At 37.9% G+C, this 22,428-nt stretch carries 17 protein-coding genes; 14 read left to right on the plus strand and 3 right to left on the minus strand.

Annotated elements, in window-relative coordinates; translation table 11 throughout:
* The first annotated feature begins 167 nt into the window (after positions 1 to 167).
* The 5 genes from ruvA to IGL80_RS00305 all read left to right on the plus strand — a co-directional run bounded on the left by ruvA (position 168) and on the right by IGL80_RS00305 (position 6,632).
* Complete coding sequence (gene ruvA / locus IGL80_RS00285) at positions 168 to 782, plus strand: Holliday junction branch migration protein RuvA (protein ID WP_002359241.1); 615 nt, start codon at positions 168 to 170, stop codon at positions 780 to 782.
* Positions 783 to 794: 12 nt separating this feature from the next.
* Positions 795 to 1,811: a Holliday junction branch migration DNA helicase RuvB gene (gene ruvB / locus IGL80_RS00290; RefSeq protein WP_002381340.1), complete on the plus strand. Its 1,017-nt coding sequence runs from the start codon at positions 795 to 797 to the stop codon at positions 1,809 to 1,811.
* Positions 1,812 to 1,952: 141 nt separating this feature from the next.
* Positions 1,953 to 2,651 (plus strand): N-acetylmannosamine-6-phosphate 2-epimerase, encoded by a 699-nt coding sequence (locus IGL80_RS00295; RefSeq protein WP_002404716.1) that lies wholly within the window; start codon positions 1,953 to 1,955, stop codon positions 2,649 to 2,651.
* A gap of 177 nt (positions 2,652 to 2,828) precedes the next feature.
* Complete coding sequence (gene ygjK, locus IGL80_RS00300; RefSeq protein ID WP_002404717.1) at positions 2,829 to 5,168, plus strand: alpha-glucosidase; 2,340 nt, start codon at positions 2,829 to 2,831, stop codon at positions 5,166 to 5,168.
* 546 nt (positions 5,169 to 5,714) lie between these two features.
* A complete protein-coding gene (locus tag IGL80_RS00305; protein WP_002359244.1) occupies positions 5,715 to 6,632 on the plus strand; it encodes a helix-turn-helix domain-containing protein in 918 nt (305 codons plus the stop codon).
* A gap of 42 nt (positions 6,633 to 6,674) precedes the next feature.
* Here the strand turns inward: IGL80_RS00305 and IGL80_RS00310 are convergent, their stop codons facing one another.
* Entirely contained in the window at positions 6,675 to 7,328 is a 654-nt protein-coding gene (locus IGL80_RS00310; RefSeq protein ID WP_002356081.1) for a Crp/Fnr family transcriptional regulator, read from the minus strand.
* A gap of 273 nt (positions 7,329 to 7,601) precedes the next feature.
* On the opposite strand from IGL80_RS00310, the gene IGL80_RS00315 reads away from it, so the two are divergent.
* From IGL80_RS00315 to IGL80_RS00350, 8 genes are all read left to right on the plus strand, one after another.
* Entirely contained in the window at positions 7,602 to 8,495 is an 894-nt protein-coding gene (locus tag IGL80_RS00315) for an SDR family oxidoreductase (protein WP_002359245.1), read from the plus strand.
* Between the two features lie 12 nt (positions 8,496 to 8,507).
* On the plus strand, positions 8,508 to 9,035 hold the full coding sequence (gene amaP, locus IGL80_RS00320; protein ID WP_430598400.1) for an alkaline shock response membrane anchor protein AmaP: 528 nt from the start codon (positions 8,508 to 8,510) through the stop codon (positions 9,033 to 9,035).
* Positions 9,036 to 9,092: 57 nt separating this feature from the next.
* Positions 9,093 to 9,284, plus strand: coding sequence for a DUF2273 domain-containing protein (locus IGL80_RS00325; protein WP_002356087.1), 192 nt, complete (start codon positions 9,093 to 9,095; stop codon positions 9,282 to 9,284).
* A gap of 12 nt (positions 9,285 to 9,296) precedes the next feature.
* Positions 9,297 to 9,809 carry an Asp23/Gls24 family envelope stress response protein gene (locus IGL80_RS00330; protein WP_002383483.1) on the plus strand — a complete coding sequence of 171 codons (513 nt, stop codon included), beginning with the start codon at positions 9,297 to 9,299 and terminating at the stop codon, positions 9,807 to 9,809.
* A 58-nt stretch (positions 9,810 to 9,867) separates the two neighbouring features.
* The gene (locus IGL80_RS00335) at positions 9,868 to 10,428 is read left to right on the plus strand and encodes an Asp23/Gls24 family envelope stress response protein (protein ID WP_002356090.1); all 561 of its coding nucleotides are present in this window, start codon (positions 9,868 to 9,870) and stop codon (positions 10,426 to 10,428) included.
* A 23-nt stretch (positions 10,429 to 10,451) separates the two neighbouring features.
* Complete coding sequence (locus IGL80_RS00340) at positions 10,452 to 10,694, plus strand: GlsB/YeaQ/YmgE family stress response membrane protein (RefSeq protein ID WP_002356092.1); 243 nt, start codon at positions 10,452 to 10,454, stop codon at positions 10,692 to 10,694.
* 366 nt (positions 10,695 to 11,060) lie between these two features.
* Positions 11,061 to 12,296 (plus strand): MFS transporter, encoded by a 1,236-nt coding sequence (locus tag IGL80_RS00345; RefSeq protein WP_002356101.1) that lies wholly within the window; start codon positions 11,061 to 11,063, stop codon positions 12,294 to 12,296.
* A 20-nt stretch (positions 12,297 to 12,316) separates the two neighbouring features.
* Complete coding sequence (locus IGL80_RS00350) at positions 12,317 to 12,496, plus strand: hypothetical protein (RefSeq protein ID WP_002381345.1); 180 nt, start codon at positions 12,317 to 12,319, stop codon at positions 12,494 to 12,496.
* A gap of 155 nt (positions 12,497 to 12,651) precedes the next feature.
* Here IGL80_RS00350 and IGL80_RS00355 read toward each other — a convergent pair whose 3' ends face one another.
* Together IGL80_RS00355 and IGL80_RS00360 are read right to left on the minus strand one after the other, a co-directional pair.
* Positions 12,652 to 14,136: a helix-turn-helix domain-containing protein gene (locus IGL80_RS00355; RefSeq protein ID WP_002359246.1), complete on the minus strand. Its 1,485-nt coding sequence runs from the start codon at positions 14,134 to 14,136 to the stop codon at positions 12,652 to 12,654.
* A complete protein-coding gene (locus tag IGL80_RS00360) occupies positions 14,130 to 15,617 on the minus strand; it encodes a helix-turn-helix domain-containing protein (RefSeq protein WP_002381348.1) in 1,488 nt (495 codons plus the stop codon). Before IGL80_RS00360 ends, IGL80_RS00355 begins: the two co-directional genes overlap by 7 nt.
* Positions 15,618 to 16,327: 710 nt before the next feature.
* Here IGL80_RS00360 and fss1 point away from each other — a divergent pair.
* On the plus strand, positions 16,328 to 22,426 hold the full coding sequence (gene fss1 / locus IGL80_RS00365; protein ID WP_010708458.1) for a fibrinogen-binding MSCRAMM adhesin Fss1: 6,099 nt from the start codon (positions 16,328 to 16,330) through the stop codon (positions 22,424 to 22,426).
* Positions 22,427 to 22,428: the final 2 nt, after the last annotated feature.

A 22,428-nucleotide genomic window follows, 5' to 3' on the forward strand; every position in this document is an offset into this window, starting at 1 on the left:
CAAGCATGTCAAAAAAAACAGTACGCACTTTTTAATTCCCTAGTGAGCGAAAAGTAACAAATAGATGTAGCCAAGATCGATGATAAAAAATTCTCCGCTATGGCTTTTTGATGCTTTGTGTTAAAATGGAACATATGTACGCAATCAGCAATTGGAAAGGTGACAACATGTACGAATATATTATTGGAAAAGTAACGTTTGTTAGCCCATACTATATTGTCGTTGAAACAAATGGCATTGGCTATCAGATTTCAGTCGATAACCCGTATCGCTATTCAGGAAAAATGGATACGGATATTAAACTATATCTTCACCAAGTCGTGCGGGAAGATGCACAACTTTTATTTGGTTTTGGCAGTTTAGAAGAAAAACAATTGTTCTTAAAATTAATCAGTGTCTCTGGAATTGGACCTAAAAGTGGCTTAGCTATCATGGCTTCTGTGGCTGATCATGGTGGTTTAATCAATGCAATTGAAGGGGAAGATGTTACATATTTAACGAAGTTCCCAGGTGTTGGCAAGAAAACAGCCCAACAAATGATTTTAGATTTAAAAGGAAAATTAGGCGAATTAGAGTCTTCCGAAGCAGCGGTTGCGGCCATGACCGCAACCGAAGCGGTGACAACAAGCAATCAAGCATTGGCAGAAGCGTTAGAAGCATTAAGTGCCCTAGGCTACAGTGACCGAGAGATTAAGCGTATCACTAAGCAATTGGAAGCGTTAGGTGAGACAACGACAGATGTTTATTTGAGCAATGCGTTAAAATTCATGATGAAACGCTAAGGAGGAATAACGATGACAGAAGAAGAACGGTTGCTTTCAGCTGCAAGTCAAGAAGCAGAAGCTTCAATTGAAAAATCGTTACGTCCACAATTTTTAGCACAATATATTGGTCAAGACAAAGTAAAACAAGAACTAACGATTTATATTGAAGCGGCGAAAAATCGGAATGAAGCGTTGGATCATACCCTTCTTTATGGTCCACCAGGTTTAGGGAAAACGACAATGGCGATGGTCATCGCCAATGAAATGAATGTGAACATTCGTACCACAAGTGGACCAGCCATCGAACGGGCGGGAGATTTAGTCGCTATTTTGAACGAATTAGAGCCTGGTGATGTGTTATTTATCGATGAAATTCATCGTTTGCCACGAGTTGTGGAAGAAATGCTGTATTCCGCAATGGAAGATTTTTACATTGATATCATGGTCGGTCAAGGAACCACGGCACATCCCGTTCATTTTCCGTTACCGCCTTTTACTTTAGTGGGCGCTACCACACGGGCAGGGATGCTTTCAGCGCCATTACGAGATCGTTTTGGGATTATTTCTCACATGGAGTATTATCAAGAGCAGGATTTAAAAGAAATCGTTCTCCGTTCCGCAGATATTTTTCAAACGGAGATTTTTGAGGAAGGTGCCTTTGAAATTGCGCGCCGCTCAAGAGGAACCCCCCGAATTGCTAACCGTTTGTTAAAACGTGTCCGTGATTTTGCCCAAGTTCAATCAGATGGCAAAATCGACCGAGCGATTGCAGACAAAGCGTTAACCTTACTGCAAGTGGACCATCAAGGCTTGGATTATGTCGATCAAAAATTGTTGAAAACAATGATTGATTTATACGGCGGCGGTCCGGTTGGTTTAAGTACCTTGTCTGTAAATATCGGTGAAGAAACCGAAACGGTGGAAGATATGTATGAACCCTATCTTATTCAAAAAGGTTTCATTAAACGAACACCACGAGGACGAATTGCAACGCCATTTGCGTATGCACATTTTGGGTATGATTATTTAGAGGGTCGTAAAAATTAAAAATAAGTCAAAAGAAAGCAAGCCTTAACCGCTTGCTTTCTTTTGTTTCACGTGAAACGTTTGTTCTTATTTAGAAGAGTGGCATATTTCAGCTGTTGTAGGTATACTGTTTTTGTAATCGCTTTTAAATTGGAGGGATCAATGTTGAATGAAGAAATCAAAGGGGTATTAATTGTTTCTTGCCAAGCGTTGGCAGACGAACCGTTGCATAGTTCTTTTATCATGTCCAAGATGGCTTTGGCCGCTAAACAAGGAGGGGCTAAAGGTATTCGAGCAAATTCTGTGGTAGACATTCGAGCAATCCGGAAAGAGGTTGATTTACCAATCATTGGGATTATTAAACGAGATTATCCTGATGCAGAAGTATATATTACTGCAACTATGCGTGAGGTAGATGAATTAATGGCTGTTCAGCCAGAAATTATCGCTCTCGATGCAACCCATTCGAAACGACCAAATGGCGAAACGTTAGCCACATTTTTCAAAAGAATAAAAGAAAAGTATCCTAACCAAGAATGGATGGCGGATTGTTCCACGCTGGAAGAGATGATTGAAGCGGCGGAGTTAGGCTTTGATTATATTGGCACAACGTTAGTCGGCTATACGCCGCAAAGTGAAAATCAGCGGATTGAACAAAATGATTTTGAACTGTTAAGAGAAGCAAAGAAGCATTTTACTACACCAATCATTGCAGAAGGAATGATTGATACGCCAGCAAAAGTCCAACGTGTTCTGGAGCTAGGTGCTTATAGCGTGGTGGTGGGATCTGTTATTACACGACCGCAAAAAATTACTGAAAAATTTGTGGAAGCTACGAAAATAAAACAGAATCAAGCATAAACTAAATACACTATCGATACACTCGTTATTTTTTGATCAATACACTTCGATACGGTCGCTTTTTTTCTAGAGAAAGTTGAATCTTTCAATAATAAAAAGGGATACACTCCATTTGGCATAGTCCTTGCTGATAATAAATCAGTGTATAAAGCGCTATCATTTTATAGGAGGGGTTTTATGAAGGGTTTATCAAAAAAGAAACGGGTGTCTACTTGGTTAGCGTTAGGAATCACCGTAGTCAGCTGTTTTGCGTTAAGCAGGGAAGTGCAAGCAAGTGTTGAAAGAACAAAAGTTGATGAATTTGCAAATGTTTTAGATGTGAGTGCATCACCAACCGAACGGACGAATGGCGTATACGATACCAATTATTTTAATAATTTTTCTGATTTAGGTGCATGGCATGGCTACTATTTACCTGAAAAAAGCAATAAAGAGCTACTGGGTGGTTTTGCGGGGCCATTGATTATTGCGGAAGAATATCCAGTAAACTTGGCGGCAAGTTTAAACAAATTAACGGTCAAAAATAAAAAAACGGGAGAAACCTATGATTTAAGCCAAAGCAACCGCATGGACCTGTCTTATTATCCTGGGCGCCTAGAGCAAACCTATGAATTAGACGATCTAACGATTCATTTAGCTTTAATTTTTGTCAGCAATCGAACGGCGCTTATCCAAACGACACTTGAAAACACTGGTGAAGAGCCCTTGTCACTTGAAGCAAGCTGGACAGGTGCGGTCTTTGATAAAATTCAAGAGGGAACGGAAACCTTAGATATTGGTACTCGTTTAACTGCTAAAGACAATGACATTCAAGTGAATTTTGGCGAAGTCAGAGAAACGTGGAATTATTTTGCTACGAAAGACACAAAATATACGATTCATCATGCGGATAAAGTTTCAACAAAAATTGATAATCGGAATTATACAGCGACCGCTGAACCAATTGAATTGAAGCCTAAACAAACGTACAATACCTATACAACAGAAAGCTATACTTTTACAAAAGAAGAAGAGGCAAAGGAACAACAACAAGCACCCGAATATACCAAAAATGCGGCGCGCTATTTCAAAGAGAACAAGCAAAGATGGCAAGGATATCTAGATAAAACGTTTGATCAAAAGAAAACAGCAGAATTTCCTGAATATCAAAATGCGCTAGTCAAATCGATTGAAACGATTAATACCAATTGGCGAAGTGCGGCAGGTGCCTTTAAGCATGACGGGATTGTTCCGTCCATGTCTTATAAATGGTTTATTGGTATGTGGGCTTGGGATTCGTGGAAAGCGGATGTAGCAACGGCTGATTTTAATCCTGAGTTAGCTAAAAATAATATGCGGGCCTTGTTTGATTATCAAATTCAAAAAGATGATACCGTACGTCCACAAGATGCAGGAGCGATCATTGATGCTGTCTTTTACAATCAAGACAGTGCGCGTGGTGGTGAAGGTGGCAACTGGAATGAACGAAATTCTAAACCACCATTGGCTGCATGGGCAGTTTGGCATATTTATCAAGAAACCAAAGATAAGGAATTTTTAAAAGAAATGTATCCCAAACTTGTGGCTTATCATAATTGGTGGTATACCAACAGAGACCACAATAAAAATGGGATAGCAGAATATGGAAGCATGGTCAGTGATGCTCACTGGCAAAAAGACGACAAGGATCAAATCATTAAAGATAAAAATGGCCAACCTAAAGTGGATGATGATGCTGTTATTGAAGCAGCCGCGTGGGAAAGTGGCATGGATAACGCTACACGGTTTGACAAAGAAGGTGTGGGCAAAGGCGATGATGGAGTTAAAGTTTTTGAAAACAAAAATAAAGGAAAAGTAGTGGGGTATTCGATTAATCAAGAATCAGTGGATTTGAATGCGTATCTCTACGCTGAAAAGGGCTATTTAGCTTCGATAGCAGAAGAACTAGGCAAAAAAGAGGACTATAAGAACTATCAAAAAGAAGCGAAGAAACTAAAAAAATATATTCAAGAAAATATGTTTGATGAAAAAACGGGCTTCTTCTATGACTTACAAATAAATGAAGACGGCTCGAAAACAAAATTGTTAGTCAATCGTGGCAAAGGAACAGAAGGCTGGTTGCCGCTCTGGGCAAAAGTAGCGACCAAAGAACAGGCGGCGGCAGTTAAGAAAAACATGATGAATCAAGAAATGTTCAATACCTTTATGCCATTCCCAACGGCATCCAAAGACAATGAAAAATTTGCTGCAACGAAATATTGGCGGGGACCAGTTTGGCTTGATCAAGCCTTGTTTGGTGTAGAAGCTCTTCAAAACTATGACTATACAAAAGAAGCAAAAGAAATGACACAAAAACTCTTCTTACATGCCGAAGGATTGATGGGAGAAGGACCTATTCATGAAAATTATGATCCACTGACAGGGAAGGGGCTAAGTACGAAAAACTTTAGTTGGTCAGCGGCAGCGTACTATTTACTGTATAAAAACACCTTATTAAGTAATAACCCCACAACGCAAACCGCTTTTGAAATAAAATAGAAAAACAGCTCTTGAGAAAATATCTCTCAAGAGCTGTTTTTCTCTTCACTTGCTACAATCTGTTTCCCTCTGATTTAATTAAATGCAATTTATTTGTTTAAATAAATATATTTCATATAATTAAATAAAATATCTAAAAATAAACGATATGTACTTTTATTAAAAATGTTATTTAATAAAAATGAAATAGATATTCAATGAAATTGATTGTACAATGGTTAATGAAGAGTGGGTTTAACGGAATAGTGTAATAAGGAATAAGCTGATATCAAAGCCAAACATATGCAAAACCTCCTTCTCTGTTAGCTATATTGACTTCTATTATAGAACATTTCTTTTGGTTTTTTCAAGGGAAGTTAAGTATATAAGTTTTTATGATTATCAAAATATTACAATATTATAATTACGGAAATAATAAAAATGAATATTTTGAAATATTTATTAATGTTTTCGCTGATTTTGTTTAATTTGTACAGGTATTTTTGGATTTTTAAGTTAATAAAAAAATAATATTTAATATTATTTTTATTATAAAAGGGGGATATTATGGATGTTCTAGGTGCTCTAAAATATTTTAGAAAAAAGAAAAAAATTGCTCAGAAAGATGTTTTGCCAAAAAAGGGGAAACAAACCTATCGAAGAATCGAAATTGGTGAAGCCAAGCTAAGTTACGAGGATTTAATGACGGCATTACAGTCATTGGGGATTACTTTTAATGAATTTTTTTTTATGGTATCTGATACGAGAATCATGGCTTCTTCAGAAGTCAAACATCAAATTGAATGTTGTCCAATGGGGTTGAACAATACAAGTGAAAAAAAGAATCTGATTCATTATTTTTATCAATTAGAGCGCAATCCTCATAAAAATGCGTTGGAAATGTCTATTTACACAGATATTAAATTAACGTTTAGTAATGATTGGGAGGAAATTCCAGAATTTGATGAAACCGATCGAATGGTAATTCTCGCGCTTATCTCTAGCAAAAGCTACTATACATACTACGATTATCAAATGGTGACTAATCCTGCCGCCTTGTTTTCTGAAAATGAAGTCCTTCAGATTCTTGAGCAGATGTTTCCTGTCAAAGATGCTGAATTACGTGATACCCAAACACTAAATGTTGCCTATGGTTTTTACCTAAATATCATTACTGGGGAACTTTATAAGAAAAATTATGCGAAAGCTCGGGAATATTTAGCGCTAGTGAGTGTTACCACGATTCCTGCTGAAATCTACTATATTCATTTTAACTTACGTTACTTAAAAAACCTTACGTATTATCTGTACACTGGCAAAATGAGATATTATAAAGAAGTAATCGCCGTTATTGATATGATTGAAAGCTTTGGCGATGTACGTTTGGCGGAAGGCATGAAAAAAGAAATGCTTCAGCTGACGGCTGGTCGGACATTTAATTTAGAAAAAGGTCAGTTTCCATTGAATATTGTCACTGAAAAATAAAAAGCACCCCCCGCAAGGTCAAACTTGCGGGGGGTGCTGATGTTAAACAATAATGTTATCTCTAATCATATCTAAATCTTTAATCAAAATTTTGCGGTTACGTAGTTCAATTGCCCCTAACTCTTTTAGTTGCTGCATCATCCGGTTAACGCTACTAGCAGAAGTTATCCCACAAAAATGTGCAATTTCTTCATTGGTCACCACGAAATCAATTAAAATACCTTCCTCTGTTTCTACGCCAAATGAATCGTACATTTCATAGATTTGTGTACAAACGGCCCCAAATTTGCCATTCATCAACATTTGCTGCATCTTTTTCATGGAATGCATTAAACGGTCCCGATAGTATTCTTTGACATACATTTGCAAGTCTTTACTATTATTGATATCCCGCCAAAATTGAACACGGTCGATTTGGTAAAGTTCTGCTTGTGGAGATTCGATGCGAATATTAAAAGGTGCATCAATAAATTCTGAATATTCATCACGTAGCAATGAAACAATTTCCAAATTGTTGATATAACGTAAATTAAATTCACGACCGTCTTTGGAAATAACGCTAGTTTTGATGATGCCACTTTTTAAAATATAGGCATAACGATCTTGCAGTCCTTCATAAGTTAAATAATTTTTCTTCTTTTTTACAACGACTCGAAAGGAATGTTCATCTAAGTAGTCTTGTAAAACATTTCTCATTGGCGGTAACTCCTCAATTATCTCTAAATATTTTTGTTTTTGCCTGTTGGGCTTCTTTCTTATTTAAGCGAATTGGACATCATATGTCAATAACAAATGTTGATAAAAAAGGTCAATTAAACGCTATTTTGAAAAATAAAATCAGCTTTTAGATAATTTTGCCAAAAATTTCGCTTAATGAGTATTAAAAATATTTTTTTTATTTTATGTGCTCAAATATTTTTCAAAAAGAAAAAATTGTATTAAGGTAATAGTAGAAAGGGAGGAGATTTAATGACAGAACCAAACTTAAAAGACCCAAGAAAGTTATTTTATAGTGATGGATTTCCGCAACAAGATCAAGAAACTCCCGCATTACAGGACAAAATGGTCCCTAAACCAGATTGTGGGGAAGACAGCTATGTCGGAAATCACAAATTAGAAAATCGTCGGGTATTAATTACAGGCGGTGATTCTGGGATTGGACGAGCTGCGGCGATTGCTTTTGCTCGCGAAGGCGCAGATATCGCATTACATTTTTTCCCAGGTGAAGAAAAAGACGCCGAAGAAGTGGCGCACTATATACGAGAAGCTGGCCGAAAAGTCGTTCTTTTGCCAGCAGATTTAAGAGATAAACAGGCACCTGAAGAATTGGTTGCACAAGCTCGTGAATCTTTAGGCGGCTTGGATACCCTCGTTTTAAATGCAGCCCAACAAATTTCCTGTGCTGCTATTGAAGAATTGCCAATGGAACAAGTGATAGACACTTTCCATGTCAATATTATTGCGATGTTTGGCATTGTCAAAGCAGCAGTGCCTCACTTGCCTGCCGGAAGTAGCATTGTGACAACGACTTCCGTCCAAGCTTTTAATCCCAGTGAGCATTTGTTGGATTATGCAGCAACGAAGGCATCAATTGCCAACTTTACCGTTGGTTTAGCAAAACAACTGGCACCAAAAGGCATTCGGGTAAATGGCGTGGCTCCAGGACCAATCTGGACACCGTTACAGTTAGATCATGGACAACCAATTGAAGAGTTGCCAGAATTTGGGCAACATTCTTTACTGGAACGTGCGGGTCAGCCTGCTGAATTAGCCCCTGTTTATGTTTTCTTGGCGTCCAATGATGCAAGTTATGTTACGGCTCAAGTTTATGGCGTAACTGGTGGAGAAGCAATTAATCTTTAGGAGGGATGTTCCGTGAATAAAGTTGTTAAAATACTTTTGCTTCTAGGTTCACTGATTTTAATGGCATTATTTGGCGCGGTGGCCATCACCACTTGGTCAGCCGATACAGCTTGGCAACCACCAGATAATGTCCAATGGTTCTTGCAAGACAACGAGTACGCACGTCAAGCAATCTTTTGGGTAGCGCTGGTTTTACTAGGAATTATGCTCTTTCTCTTTTTATTCATTCTTTTATTCCCAAGAAGAAAAGGCACGTTTGAATTAAAAGAAGAGCAAGGAAAGTTAGTGTTACACCGTAAAGCCATCGAAGGATTTGTACGCTCTAGCTTGCAAGACAGTGACTTTCTGGAAGCACCAACCATTCGTGTAAAGGCGACAAAACGGCGCATTAAGGTCAATGTTAAAGGCACACTGAAACGAACGGCAGATTTAATTGGACAAACAGAAGCTTGGTCAAAAACAATGGAAGAACGGCTTGCTCGTTTGGTGGGAACTGGTCACAAGATTACGATTGATGTTCATTTTGAAGATATTCAATAAATGAAACGACCACAACAACAGCAAACACAAGCACGTGTGGAGTAGGAGGGATGTACAATGGTTGAATGGATAAAACAATATGCCGTTCCGTTAATTGGTGGCCTAGTCGGCTTGGTTTTTGCAATCTTGTTTCTGTCAATCGGCTTCTTTAAAACATTGTTAGTAGTACTCCTGACAGGACTAGGTATTTGGCTAGGTTTGTATTTGGAACAGACAGGCATTGTCAAAAATTATTTTCATCATAAATAGGAGGTTTTGGCTATGGAAAATGCAAATGTATCGATTGTTAAAGGTGAGTTGACGTTTGAGGATAAAGTAATCCAAAAAATTATTGGCATTGCTTTGGAAGAAGTCGACGGTTTGTTAACTGTGGACGGCGGTTTTTTCTCGAATTTACGAGATAAAATGATTAACAGTGAAGATGTTACAACAGGCATTCACACCGAGGTCGGCAAAAAACAAGTCGCAGTGGATATGGACATTGTAGCCGAATACGGGAAAGATATCGAGACCATTTATGATCAAATGAAAGAGGTTATTACTCGCGAAGTCCAACAAATGACTCACTTGGAAGTAATCGAAGTCAATGTCAACGTAGTAGATATCAAAACACAAGCAGAGTACCAAGAAGAAAGTGAAACGGTCCAAGATAAACTTGGCAACGCCGCTGAAGCGACAGGTAGTTTTATGTCAAAACAAACCAACAAAGCCAAACATGCGGTAACTAAAGGCAAGACAAAAGTCAAAGAAAACACGGCACCTCGTGTTCAATAATTGGTTATTATTTTATTAAAAATAAAGCAATAATAGAAGAAACTAGGAGGAATGAACCATGAGTAACGAAAAATTCAATAATGTACCAAAACCAGCAGGAAACGGACCACACACACCAGAAGATCATGCAATCAAAGGTGAATTAACATTTGAAGATAAAGTCGTTCAAAAAATTATCGGTTTAGCCTTAGAAAATGTCGATGGTCTATTAACAGTCGATGGCGGCTTTTTCTCAAATATTGCTGAAAAATTAGTAAACACAGATAACGTCACAGCGGGTATTGATACCGAAGTTGGTAAAAAACAAGTCGCTGTTGATATGGATATCGTAGTAGAATACGGCAAAGATATTCAAGACATTTACGAAAAAATGAAAGAATTAATCAGCCGTGAAGTGAAAAAAATGACCCACTTAGATGTGATTGAAGTGAATGTTAACGTAGTCGATATCAAATCAAAAGAAGAATACGAAGAAGATAGCGAAACGGTTCAAGATAAAGTCACAGGCGCTGCCAAAAGTACCGGTGAATTTGCTTCTGAACAAACAGAAAAAGCAAAAAAAGCTGTGAATAAAGGAACAGAACAAGTCAAAGAAAATATGGAACCACGTGTAGAATAAACAGTTAAAGGGAGGAAACAATCATGGGCTTTATTTGGGCATTAATTGTCGGTGGTGTCATTGGGGCAATCGCTGGAGCAATTACTAAAAAAGGATCATCGATGGGTATTATTGCCAATATCATTGCAGGGTTAGTTGGTTCAACAATTGGTCAAGCCATTTTAGGCACATGGGGACCAAGCTTAGCTGGGATGGCTATTGTGCCATCGATTATCGGGGCAGTGATTTTAGTTGCCATCGTTTCATGGATTTTAGGACGAAAATAGAGAAAGTTTAAAAAAATAGGGCATAAGTCGTTTCGGCTTATGCCCTATTTTTCTTTTTCTATGTATGAGGAAGTTTCGTATGAAAAGTAAATTTTGAGCAATTAGCCAAGAGCTTATTTTAATTAAAATCATTAGTCATTTTGGCTTTTCAACAAAAATCAACAACATTTGTTGAAGTTATTTGTAGATAACGTTTATCATTCACAAATTTACATTTTTTTGTAACGGATATCTCGTATAGTAATAACTGCAAATGAATTTCAGAAAATTTTTTGATAAGTCATCAAAGTGAGGGGATAGCGGTCTTTTATTGAAAAATAGCAACACAAAATAAACAGAACAAAAGAGAGAGGAATTCAAAGAATTATGACAGAACAAACACCAACAAAGCTTTTGAATAAAGGCTTTATCAGTATTACAGTGATTAATTTCATTGTCTATCTTGTTTATTATTTATTAATGGTTATTATTGCGGTGATTGCGCAAGATAGCTTACACGCTACTTTAGGTCAAGCGGGTTTGGCCTCAGGAATTTACATCATCGGGACATTGCTTGCACGACTTTTCATGGGGAAACTCCTTGAACTGATTGGGCGCAAACAAGTCTTACGTTATGGGGCTTTGTTTTATCTTTTAACGACTGTTGCGTATATGTATATGCCAAGTATGGGCATTCTTTATCTGGTCCGTTTTTTAAATGGGTTTGGTTACGGAACCGTTTCGACAGCGACCAACGCGATTGTCACCGCCTATATCCCTAAAAACAAAAAAGGGGAAGGGATCAATTATTATGGGTTGAGTACTAGTTTAGCAGCCGGCATTGGGCCATTTATTGGGATGTTATTGTTAAATGTTTCCAACTTCCATGTCATTATTAACTTTTCAATTATTTTAATTTTGTTAACAACCATTGCTTGCTTCATTTTCCCAGTGAAAAATATTGAGTTAACACCTGAACATCGTGAAGCTTTATCTAAATGGAATTTTGATAGTTTTGTTGAAAAGAAAGTTTTATTTATTACATTTATCGCCTTTTTAATGGGGCTTGCTTATTCAAGTGTCTTATCTTTCTTATCTTCTTATGTCAAAGTAATCGATTTAGTTGACGTCAGCACCTTCTTCTTTATCGTCTATGCGGTCGTGATTACCTTAACACGTCCATCGACAGGTCGGATTTTCGATGTCAAAGGGGAACGCTACGTCATGTATCCGAGCTACATTTTCTTAACACTAGGCTTATTCTTATTAAGTATGACTACGTCTGGTTGGATGTTATTAGTTTCAGGTGGATTAATTGGCTTAGGTTATGGTACTTTCATGTCAAATGGCCAAGCGGTTTGTCTTCAAGAAAGCCCAAGTCCTCACCGTATCGGGATTGCTTTATCGACTTATTTCATCGGTTTAGACCTTGGATTAGGGGTTGGTCCGTACGTTTTAGGTGAATTACGTAACTTTATGTCATTCCAACAAATGTACTTCTTAGCAGGCTGTATCCCAATCGTTTGTACCATTTTATATATGGTCTTCCACAAAGCTAAAAATGATGCCAAAGATTTGTCTCTTGAAACGATTGAAGAGATTGAACACGGCTCAGAACTATAAATGGACAAGGAGTGATTTCAATGCCTAACGATGAACGGATTTTAAACGTTTTACAACAAACACTAACGGAAATTCAACGCATGAACACGCGTTTAGCTAAAATTGAAACAGAGTTAGCCGATGTCGATCAACATCACGCGACTTTGGATCATTACTTGCAAGAGCTAGAATTGGTGACAGAAAATAACAACGTCATGTAAAATGAGTAGTTAGTAAATGAATGTTCTACGTTTCGGTATCACTAGAGTGGAACATTGAAAATTTTCGTAAAAAACGTCAAAAGGTAGCAGTTTTTCTGCTACCTTTTGGCGTTTTTTGTAATTTTTATCACTTAAAATGTTTCACGTGAAAACTTTTAAAAGTGGCGTGGACTTTGTTTGGTGACAATTTGTGTATTTAAATTTTCTAAGCTTTGCGCTAGTTCACCAATGCTAGCGGAAAAATCAACATAATAAGTGGGAACCGTTGATTTGACACTAACTTCTGAAAAGATATCTGTAATAATTACATCGAAAGGCTTTTCTGGTGAAGCGACAAAAATTAATTTTTTATCCACGGCTTTACTTAGCTTTTCATAAAGGGTATCTAAAATTAAGTTACTTTGATTGGTCCTTACTAAGACACGAATCGGTGGTAAAGATTTCGTTTTCAGTGTACAAAAAAGAATAAACAAGCAGTCAACTAACAATTTTTCATTGCCAATCAATGTCGGAAGCATTTCAATTGTAAGGCGCTTCACATCTTTGTAGAGACTTGGATTTTTTTGAAGTGCTTCTTTTAAAAAGCTTTCTTGCACAAATGGATTGGCAATCGTGACAAAGGTCTTAAAAAAGACACTTAAATTTTGGATAGAAGTATATAGATAAAGATACTCGTGAAATGTCAATTTAATTTGATAAAAAGACGTTAGTTGATAAATGATCTCTTTAATGGGTGAGCCTAATAGCTGGACCATATGCATCCGTGCTGCTGGAATTTCCAAGACATCTTGTGTGGCGTAGCTGACACTAATCGTCAATAAGAAAAAGGCAAAAAGGCCTTCTTTTTGTATAAATTTTGTTGGAACTTGGTGTAAGGCTTCTTCTTTAAAAAACAATTCAAATTCACTCAGATTAACAAAGGGATTAACAATCGCTTCTTCCTCCACGAAAGTTTCTTTGATAAAAAAGCCCTCTTTCCAACGCGCTAAAATCACCGCAGAAAAAATTAAGTCTTTTGTAAAATCTTGTGTTGTATTGAAAGAAACAGAGTGTTTTAAACGTCGAAAGAGACTATGGACTTCTTTTTTAGTAATCGTGTGCAACGGCCAATCCCCTTCAGAGTAATTGTTCCAAAAAAGCATCATAAAGAAAATCCGGATATCTTTTTCTTTGCCCACCAACACATTGGTACGTTTTAAATTGATTTCAATCTGATATTTTTGGAGCCATTGGTTTAATTGTCCAATTTTTCGCGTAAAGGTTGATGAAGAAATTTCTAGGACTTTTTCAAAATGTTTGCTATCAATTGCATTATGGTTAAAGGCATAGGTCAGTACTTGATACGCGAAACTTTTTTTGACAAAGTAGGGCATCAAGAACGATAGTTGGAAATAGGGTGCAAACCAAAATGTGATTTCTTTGGCGTTTGCCGACAAAGAAAATAAGTTCTCCCAGCCGTTCTTTTCAATTTCTGTTTGGAGCAAAGCCACGGATTGTAGAATGGTATTTTGTTGCATTTTTAATTGAGTGGCTAAAGTAGAAATCGCCAATGTTTGCTCTTCTGCTTCACGACGTTCGAGTAATTCTTCTAAAAGAGCAAAACTTTTACGATAAGGTACATCAAGTAACCCTGTTAACATCCGATTCCCTCCAAACTGTTTTCCCCACGCAATTTGGCAAAATAAATTTTGCGAACTACTTGTTTTAGGTTATAGTATTCATCTAAATAAGGAACGGGATGCCAATAAAAAGTTTTACTGGCGTGAAAAAGCGGATTATTTTTGTCAGTAATGACTAAGTCAGGCACTTCTTGAATATGATTAACAAATTTCAAAGGAACATCGCAATAATTATTGATTTCCTTCGCTAACCAATTTTCTTGTATCTGATTAATAGATGAATGAAGTAAAATTTTAACAGGAATTTGTTTATTTAATAAAACACTCCGAATAATTAAAAAAATGGTTTCTTTAAATAACGCATCTAGTGGATGTTGTTTGTCAAAAGGCAAACGCTTTAAGAAATAGTTGGTTGTTCGTGAAACATTTGGGTATTGTTTTTCATACAAAGAGACATTAGCAACCTCATAGCTCAATTCCTCTTCCACAGGGAAATGAATCAGTCGTTCACTGGCATTGGATAAATTAACCAACAAAAAGACCACTTCTATTGCGCTTAAATCCAACTGTAATTGCGTACATTTTTCAAAAATCCAAGTAGCGTGTGGACTGTTATCCATTCCCATGATCGCTAAGTTGGCAAAGTTGATGGTTTCCATTTGGACCAGAGAGTACATCGTTAATGTGCTGAAGAAATCATAATAAAAATGAATCTCAGCTTGCCAAGTGTCAGGCTCTTTTTGTTCATCAATAAAACAATCATTCACTAATAGTTGGAATTCTGAATAAGGAAAGGCCAAATTAATAGCAGCAACTTCTGGATAATTGGTGATTGTAAAACCGGATTGATAACGGAGTAAACCTATGGACATAATTAATTTTAATTTGCGTAAATCAGTATATGTAAAGTAAGGGTAACGGTTTTTGATGATTTCAATGAAGTTCTGCAATTGTGCTTGATTAGTCTTAGATAGAAATGGTACTAGAGAAGTTCCTGAAATGAAGAATAAGGAATAAAAGAAACTGCGAAAATCTTTCTCGTTACCACAAATTTTTTCTCGTCTTTTTAAGTTTAAATAACAATTAAATCTAGCTAGATGATTATTTAAACGGTCACTGACTTGTTTAAAAATAGAAAAGTTAATAAAGTGCTCTTCACAAAAATCTTTGGCTGAAGTGTAGCGTTTTAAAAGTAAATCCAGGGCTAACATATAGGTTAGTGACCCGCGGACAACAGCTTCTTTCATTAACTCAATCGGGATATTTTCATCGGCAACTAATTCTATGGACTGTTGATTATTAATGATGCGAATATGTACATTTTCATGTGTATTGACTCGAGAAATTAACAAAGTTAATTGATTCAATAAATTGTTGATATTGTAATGGGAAAATTCATATTTTCGTCGGAGTACTTGCATGGGGACTTTTTCTTTACTGTCATACAAGTATTCAATTAGGGAAAGTAACTGAATTTCCTGTTTGGTTAATAAGTTATACATAATAACCACCTTTCTAATTGGTTATGATTGTTTGATTTTTCAGATAATACAGATAGGGCATTCTTTTCTAAATGACATTTGACAATTGCCAGTGAAAGAACTAGTTGTTCTTATGCTACTGTATCTATTCTTAAAAATCAAGAAGAACTGAATGTGTCAAATGGAAGAAAACATGGACAAAAAATGATAGAGCAAAAAATTATTAAGAAAAACAACCAGTTTATATAAAACATTTAAATAACAAAAATGATAATTTGAGTCTATTGATTTTTTAGCTTAAATAGCTTATACAAATAGGCTTTTTTGTCTGGTTAGTTCTTATGAAAAAAATTAAAAAAAACGGTATAGTGGAAGAAGGAATAGTAAAAATAAGAAAGGATAAGGACGTGTTTTCATAAAGATGAAAAGGGTTTCTGGGATTTCATCAACTTTTTCTATTTGGAGGAGAAGTTGTTGATAATTTTCGCTGAAAAATCTCGTTATACTCTTCTTATTCTTATAGAAGAGTCTATAGGAAAAAGCAGAAAATGAATCCGCATTCGAAGTAAGAGTGCGTTTTGAGGAGATAAAAAGAAAAGGTGTGTTGGCTGTCTGTTTTAGCAAGGAAGAAAGACAACAGAAGAGCACTCACTTATTTGGTTTAAAATAAAAAATTGGTACGAATTGAACGTTCTCTTCTATGTGTCGTTAGTAGAGGAAGGATGAAAGAAATGAGAAAGAATGGACCAATGGTAAACCGTTGGCTCTACGGGTTGATGTGTTTGTTACTTGTTCTAAATTATGGCACACCACTCATGGCTTTGGCGGAAGATGTTAACAGCGATGGCCAGTTAACGTTAGGAGAAGTGAAGCAAACCAGCCAACAAGAAATGACCTTAGCGCTTCAAGGAAAAGCACAACCAGTAACACAAGAGGTTGTAGTGCATTATAGTGCCAATGTGTCAATCAAAGCTGCACATTGGGCAGCGCCCAATAATACGCGCAAGATTCAAGTGGATGACCAGAAGAAACAGATTCAAATTGAATTGAATCAGCAAGCGTTAGCAGATACGTTAGTCTTAACGTTGAACCCTACAGTTACAGAAGATGTGACGTTTTCTTATGGACAACAGCAACGAGCGTTGACGTTAAATACTGGTACTGATCCGACAGAATCAACGGCAATCACGAGTTCGCCAGCCGCATCAGCGAATGAAGGTCCAACAGAAGAAGCATCTACAAACTCCTCTGTTCCTCGTTCGTCCGAAGAAACTGTCGCCAGCACGACAAAAGCGATAGAAAGTAAAACAACCGAGTCTACGACTGTCAAACCGCGCGTAGCAGGACCAACAGATATCAGTGACTATTTTACAGGTGATGAAACAACGATTATCGATAATTTTGAAGATCCGATTTATTTAAATCCTGATGGCACACCAGCAACACCGCCGTATAAAGAAGATGTGACCATTCATTGGAACTTTAACTGGTCGATTCCAGAAGATGTGCGGGAACAAATGAAAGCAGGCGATTACTTCGAGTTTCAATTACCTGGCAATTTGAAACCTAATAAACCAGGTTCAGGTGATTTAGTTGATGCAGAAGGAAATGTCTATGGAACCTACACAATTAGTGAAGATGGTACGGTTCGTTTTACCTTTAATGAGCGAATCACGTCTGAAAGTGACATTCACGGGGACTTTTCTTTAGATACTCATTTGAATGATTCAGATGGGCGGGGCCCAGGAGATTGGGTGATTGATATTCCTACACAAGAAGATTTGCCGCCTGTAGTGATTCCGATTGTCCCAGATACCGAACAACAAATTGATAAACAAGGCCATTTTGATCGAACGCCCAATCCTAGTGCGATTACTTGGACGGTAGATATCAATCAAGCGATGAAAGATCAAACAAACCCAACTGTGACGGAAACATGGCCAACAGGGAATACCTTTAAGTCAGTGAAAGTCTATGAATTAGTGATGAATCTTGATGGAACAATTAAAGAAGTGGGTCGCGAACTTAGTCCAGATGAATATATCGTTGATAAAAATGGCAATGTGACGATTAAAGGTGACACCAATAAAGCGTATCGTCTTGAGTACCAAACGACGATTGACGAGGCGGTTATTCCAGATGGCGGCGGCGATGTGCCTTTTAAAAATCACGCGACGTTAACAAGTGATAATAATCCAAATGGGTTAGATGCTGAAGCAACTGTGACGGCAACCTATGGCAAAATGTTAGATAAGCGCAATATAGATTACGACGAAGCCAATCAAGAATTCACTTGGGAAATTAACTACAACTATGGTGAACAAACCATTCCAAAAGACCAAGCAGTCATTACAGACACAATGGGCGATAATTTAACGTTTGAACCAGATTCTTTACATTTATATTCAGTGACATTTGATGACAAAGGAAATGAAGTCGTTGGAGCAGAACTTGTGGAAGGAAAAGATTACAAAGTGGTAATCAACGGAGACGGTTCCTTTGCAATTGACTTTTTACATGATGTGACTGGCGCAGTCAAGATTGATTATAAAACCAAAGTTGATGGAATTGTCGAAGGCGATGTTGCCGTGAATAATCGTGTGGATGTCGGCACTGGTCAGCATTCAGAAGGTGATGGCACAGCCAGTCAACAAAATATTATTAAAAACACTGGCGCAGTTGATTATCAAAATTCAACGATTGGTTGGACGTTAGCTGTGAATCAAAATAATTATTTGATGGAAAATGCCGTGATTACGGATACGTACGAACCAGTTCCTGGCTTAACTATGGTACCCAATTCGTTGGTTGTCAAAGATACAACCACTGGTGCTCAGTTGACGTTAGGCAAGGATTTCATGGTAGAAATAACTCGTAATGCAGATGGTGAAACAGGCTTTAAGGTAAGTTTTATAGGGGCGTATGCCAAAACAAGTGATGCCTTCCACATAACTTATACTACCTTTTTCGATGTTACCGAGTTAGACGCTAACAATCCTGCGTTGGACCATTATCGAAATACCGCTGCCATTGATTGGACGGATGAAGCAGGAAACAATCATCATTCAGAAGATAGTAAACCGTTTAAACCTTTACCTGCTTTTGATTTAAATGCGCAAAAAAGCGGTGTTTACAATGCCGTCACCAAAGAAATCACTTGGACGATTGCGGTTAATTTAAGTAATAATCGTTTAGTCGACGCCTTTTTGACGGATCCAATTTTAGCCAATCAAACCTATTTGGCTGGGAGCTTGAAAGTCTATGAAGGCAATACAAAACCAGATGGTTCGGTTGAAAAAGTGAAGCCAACGCAACCGTTGACGGATATCACAATGGAAGAACCAAGCGAGAAAAACCAAAATACTTGGCGTGTTGATTTTCCTAATGATAGTCGTACGTATGTGATTGAATTTAAGACGTCTGTTGATGAAAAAGTTATCGAAGGTTCGGCTAGTTATGACAATACCGCATCTTATACAAACCAAGGTTCTTCACGTGATGTGACAGGAAAAGTTTCTATTCAACATGGTGGCGAATCAGTGAAAAAAGGTGGCGAATACCACAAAGATGATCCAGATCATGTGTACTGGCATGTAATGATCAATGGCGCCCAATCGGTTTTAGACGATGTGGTTATTACTGATACACCCTCACCAAATCAAGTGTTAGATCCCGAGTCATTGGTGATTTACGGTACCAACGTAACAGAAGACGGAACGATTACGCCAGATAAATCTGTTATTTTAGAAGAAGGAAAAGATTACACACTGGAAGTTACCACCGATAATGAAACAGGACAACAAAAAATTGTCGTTAAAATGGCCCATATTGAAGCACCTTATTATATGGAATATCGTAGTTTAGTGACTTCTTCAGCGGCGGGGAGTACAGACACGGTATCCAACCAAGTGTCAATTACTGGAAATGGTTCAGAAGTCGTTCATGGGGATGACAATGGCGATGTGGTCGTTGACATTGATCACAGTGGCGGTCATGCCACAGGGACTAAAGGCAAAATTCAGCTGAAGAAAACAGCCATGGATGGGACGACTATTTTAGCAGGCGCCCATTTCCAAATTTGGGACCAAGCCAAAACACAAGTCCTACGTGAAGGTACAGTAGACGCCACTGGGGTTATCACATTTGGTGGGTTGCCGCAAGGGCAATACATTTTGGTGGAGACAAAAGCACCAGAAGGTTATACAGTTTCGGACGAATTAGCTAAAGGCCGAGTCATTACTATTGATGAAGAAACTTCAGCCGAAGGAGCACAACCAACCATTATTAAAAACGATGTCAATAAAGTATTTTTAGAAAAAATGGATGAGAAGGGTAAAAAGTTAGTCAATGCTCGCTTTAAATTAGAGCATGCCGTAACCACGCCGTTTACTCATTGGGAAGAAGTTCCCCTTGCGCCGGATCGAACCAACGCGAATGGCCAGTTAGAGGTGGATAGTTTAAAACCGGGGCTTTATCAGTTCACAGAAATCGAAGCACCGACAGGCTATCTTTTAGACACGACACCCAAACGGTTCATTGTGACACAAAACACGAGCGGACAAATTCATGATGTTCATGTTAAAATGCTTAATTACCAAGGTTCTGCTGAACTAATTAAAAAAGACCAAGCAGGCAATCCATTAGCAGGTGCTGAATTTTCAGTCCTTGATACCACAGGACAAGCGGTTCGAGAACACGTAGTTTCGGATGCAAACGGAAAAGTCACAGTGACGGATTTAGCCCCAGGCAAATATCAATTTGTGGAAACCAAAGCGCCAGCAGGGTACCTTTTAAACACTGAACCAAGTGCTTTCACGATTGCAGCAAGCGATCGGGGCAAACCAGCAACAGTTATAGCAACGGCTAACTTTGTTAACTATCAAGGCGCAGCTAAATTAATCAAAAAAGATGTGAATGGACACTTATTAAGTGGTGCGACATTTAAAGTGCTTGACGCGAAGGGACAAACGATTCAAACAGGCTTGACGACAAATAATCAAGGGGAAATTGTTGCAGAGCACTTAGCCCCAGGTAAATATCGCTTTGTAGAAACCAAAGCGCCAACAGGCTATTTATTAAATACCACGCCAGTCCCATTTGAAATTGCTGAGAAAAATGCTGGTAAACCAGCGGTCGTTGTTGCTAGTGACAACTTTGTGAATTACAAAGGGGCTTTCCAAATCGTGAAAACGAATAGCGCAGACCAACCATTAGCAGGTGCTGTTTTTGAACTATATGATCACAATAAACAATCATTAGGGATTACAGCAACGAGTGGCAAAGATGGCAAAATTATCTTTAGAGACTTGGCGCCAGGTACCTATTATTACAAAGAAATCAAAGCACCAAAATTACCAGATGGCGCAGATTATATTATTTATCCTGAATTAGTAAAAGTAGAAATTCGTGGTGATTTCAAAGGCGATCCGGAGATCTTCCAATTAGGGGCCTTCGCCAATTTCAAAGGACGTGCCGTCTTTAAGAAAATTGATGCCAATGCGAACCCACTTCCAGGAACAATTTTTAAATTGTATCGAATCGAAAACGGGGAAAAAATCTTTGAAAGAGAAGTAACTGCTGAAAAAGATGGTTCATTGGCTATGGAGGATTTAGGCGCTGGTAGCTATGAATTAGATGAACTGGATGCAACGGATGGCTATATCGTCAATAAACAACCCATTTATTTTGTAGTGAAGAAGAATTCAAATGATAAACAACCACTAGATGAGTTAGAGTTTGTAAATTATCAAGCGGAAGTAACGGGACGTAAAGTCAACGAGCAAGGTCAAACCTTAGCGGGTGCAGTTTTTGCAATTTACAACGCCGATAATCAGAATCAGCCACAAGGTTCACCAATAACATTCTTGAATCGTGCAGGAGAGAAAGTTTCTGAAATAACAACGGATAAGACTGGCGAAATTTACGCTAAAGGTCTGAATGAAGGGCATTACGTTTTAGTGGAAACGAAAGCACCAACAGGCTATCTGTTAGACACAACGCCACATCCATTTGATGTAACCGCCCAATTAGGAAAAGAGCAGCCAATTGCTTTAGGCGATCTTATCAATTATCAAGGAACTGCTCAATTAACCAAAGAAAACGAAACAGGTGAAGCATTGGCAGGTGCGGTGTTTAAGGTCATTGATGAAACAGGGCAAACCGTAGCTGGACAAGCCAATCTGATGTCTGACAAGCAAGGCAAAGTCATTGCGAAAAACTTAGCACCGGGAACGTATCGTTTTGTGGAGACACAAGCGCCAACTGGCTATCTTCTTAATGAAACGCCAAGCGCAAGCTTTACGATTGCCAAAGACAACCAAGGCAAACCAGCCACTGTGGTACTTAAAGCACCTTTTATTAATTACCAAGGTGCTGCCAAGCTGGTGAAAATTGACCAGCAAAAGAATGCCTTAGCAGGTGCTGAATTTAAAGTGACAGATGCAGAGACAGGGCAAACTGTCGCTCGTTCATTACGTTCTGACAACCAAGGGTTAGTTCAAGTGAACCACTTACAACCAAGAAAATATACCTTTGTGGAAACAAAAGCACCGGATGGTTACCAACTGTCTAAGCAAGCAGTCGCATTCACTATTGCGGCAACAGCGAAAGACAAACCTGAACTCGTGGATGCGGGCACGTTTGTTAACGAGAAACAACCTGTATCCAAAAAAACAAAACCAAATCAGCCAACAACGAAACAAGCAGCTAGAGAGACAGGTTGGCTTGGTTTACCGAAAACCAACACACAAGTCAATTACTTCTTTGTCTTTATCGGCCTCCTGTTGGTCAGTTTGGCAAGTTGGCTCTTCTATAAAAAGAGCAAGAAATAAGC

Origin of the sequence: Enterococcus sp. DIV2467a, assembly GCF_050532945.1 — a bacterium.
Lineage (GTDB): Bacteria > Bacillota > Bacilli > Lactobacillales > Enterococcaceae > Enterococcus > Enterococcus faecalis.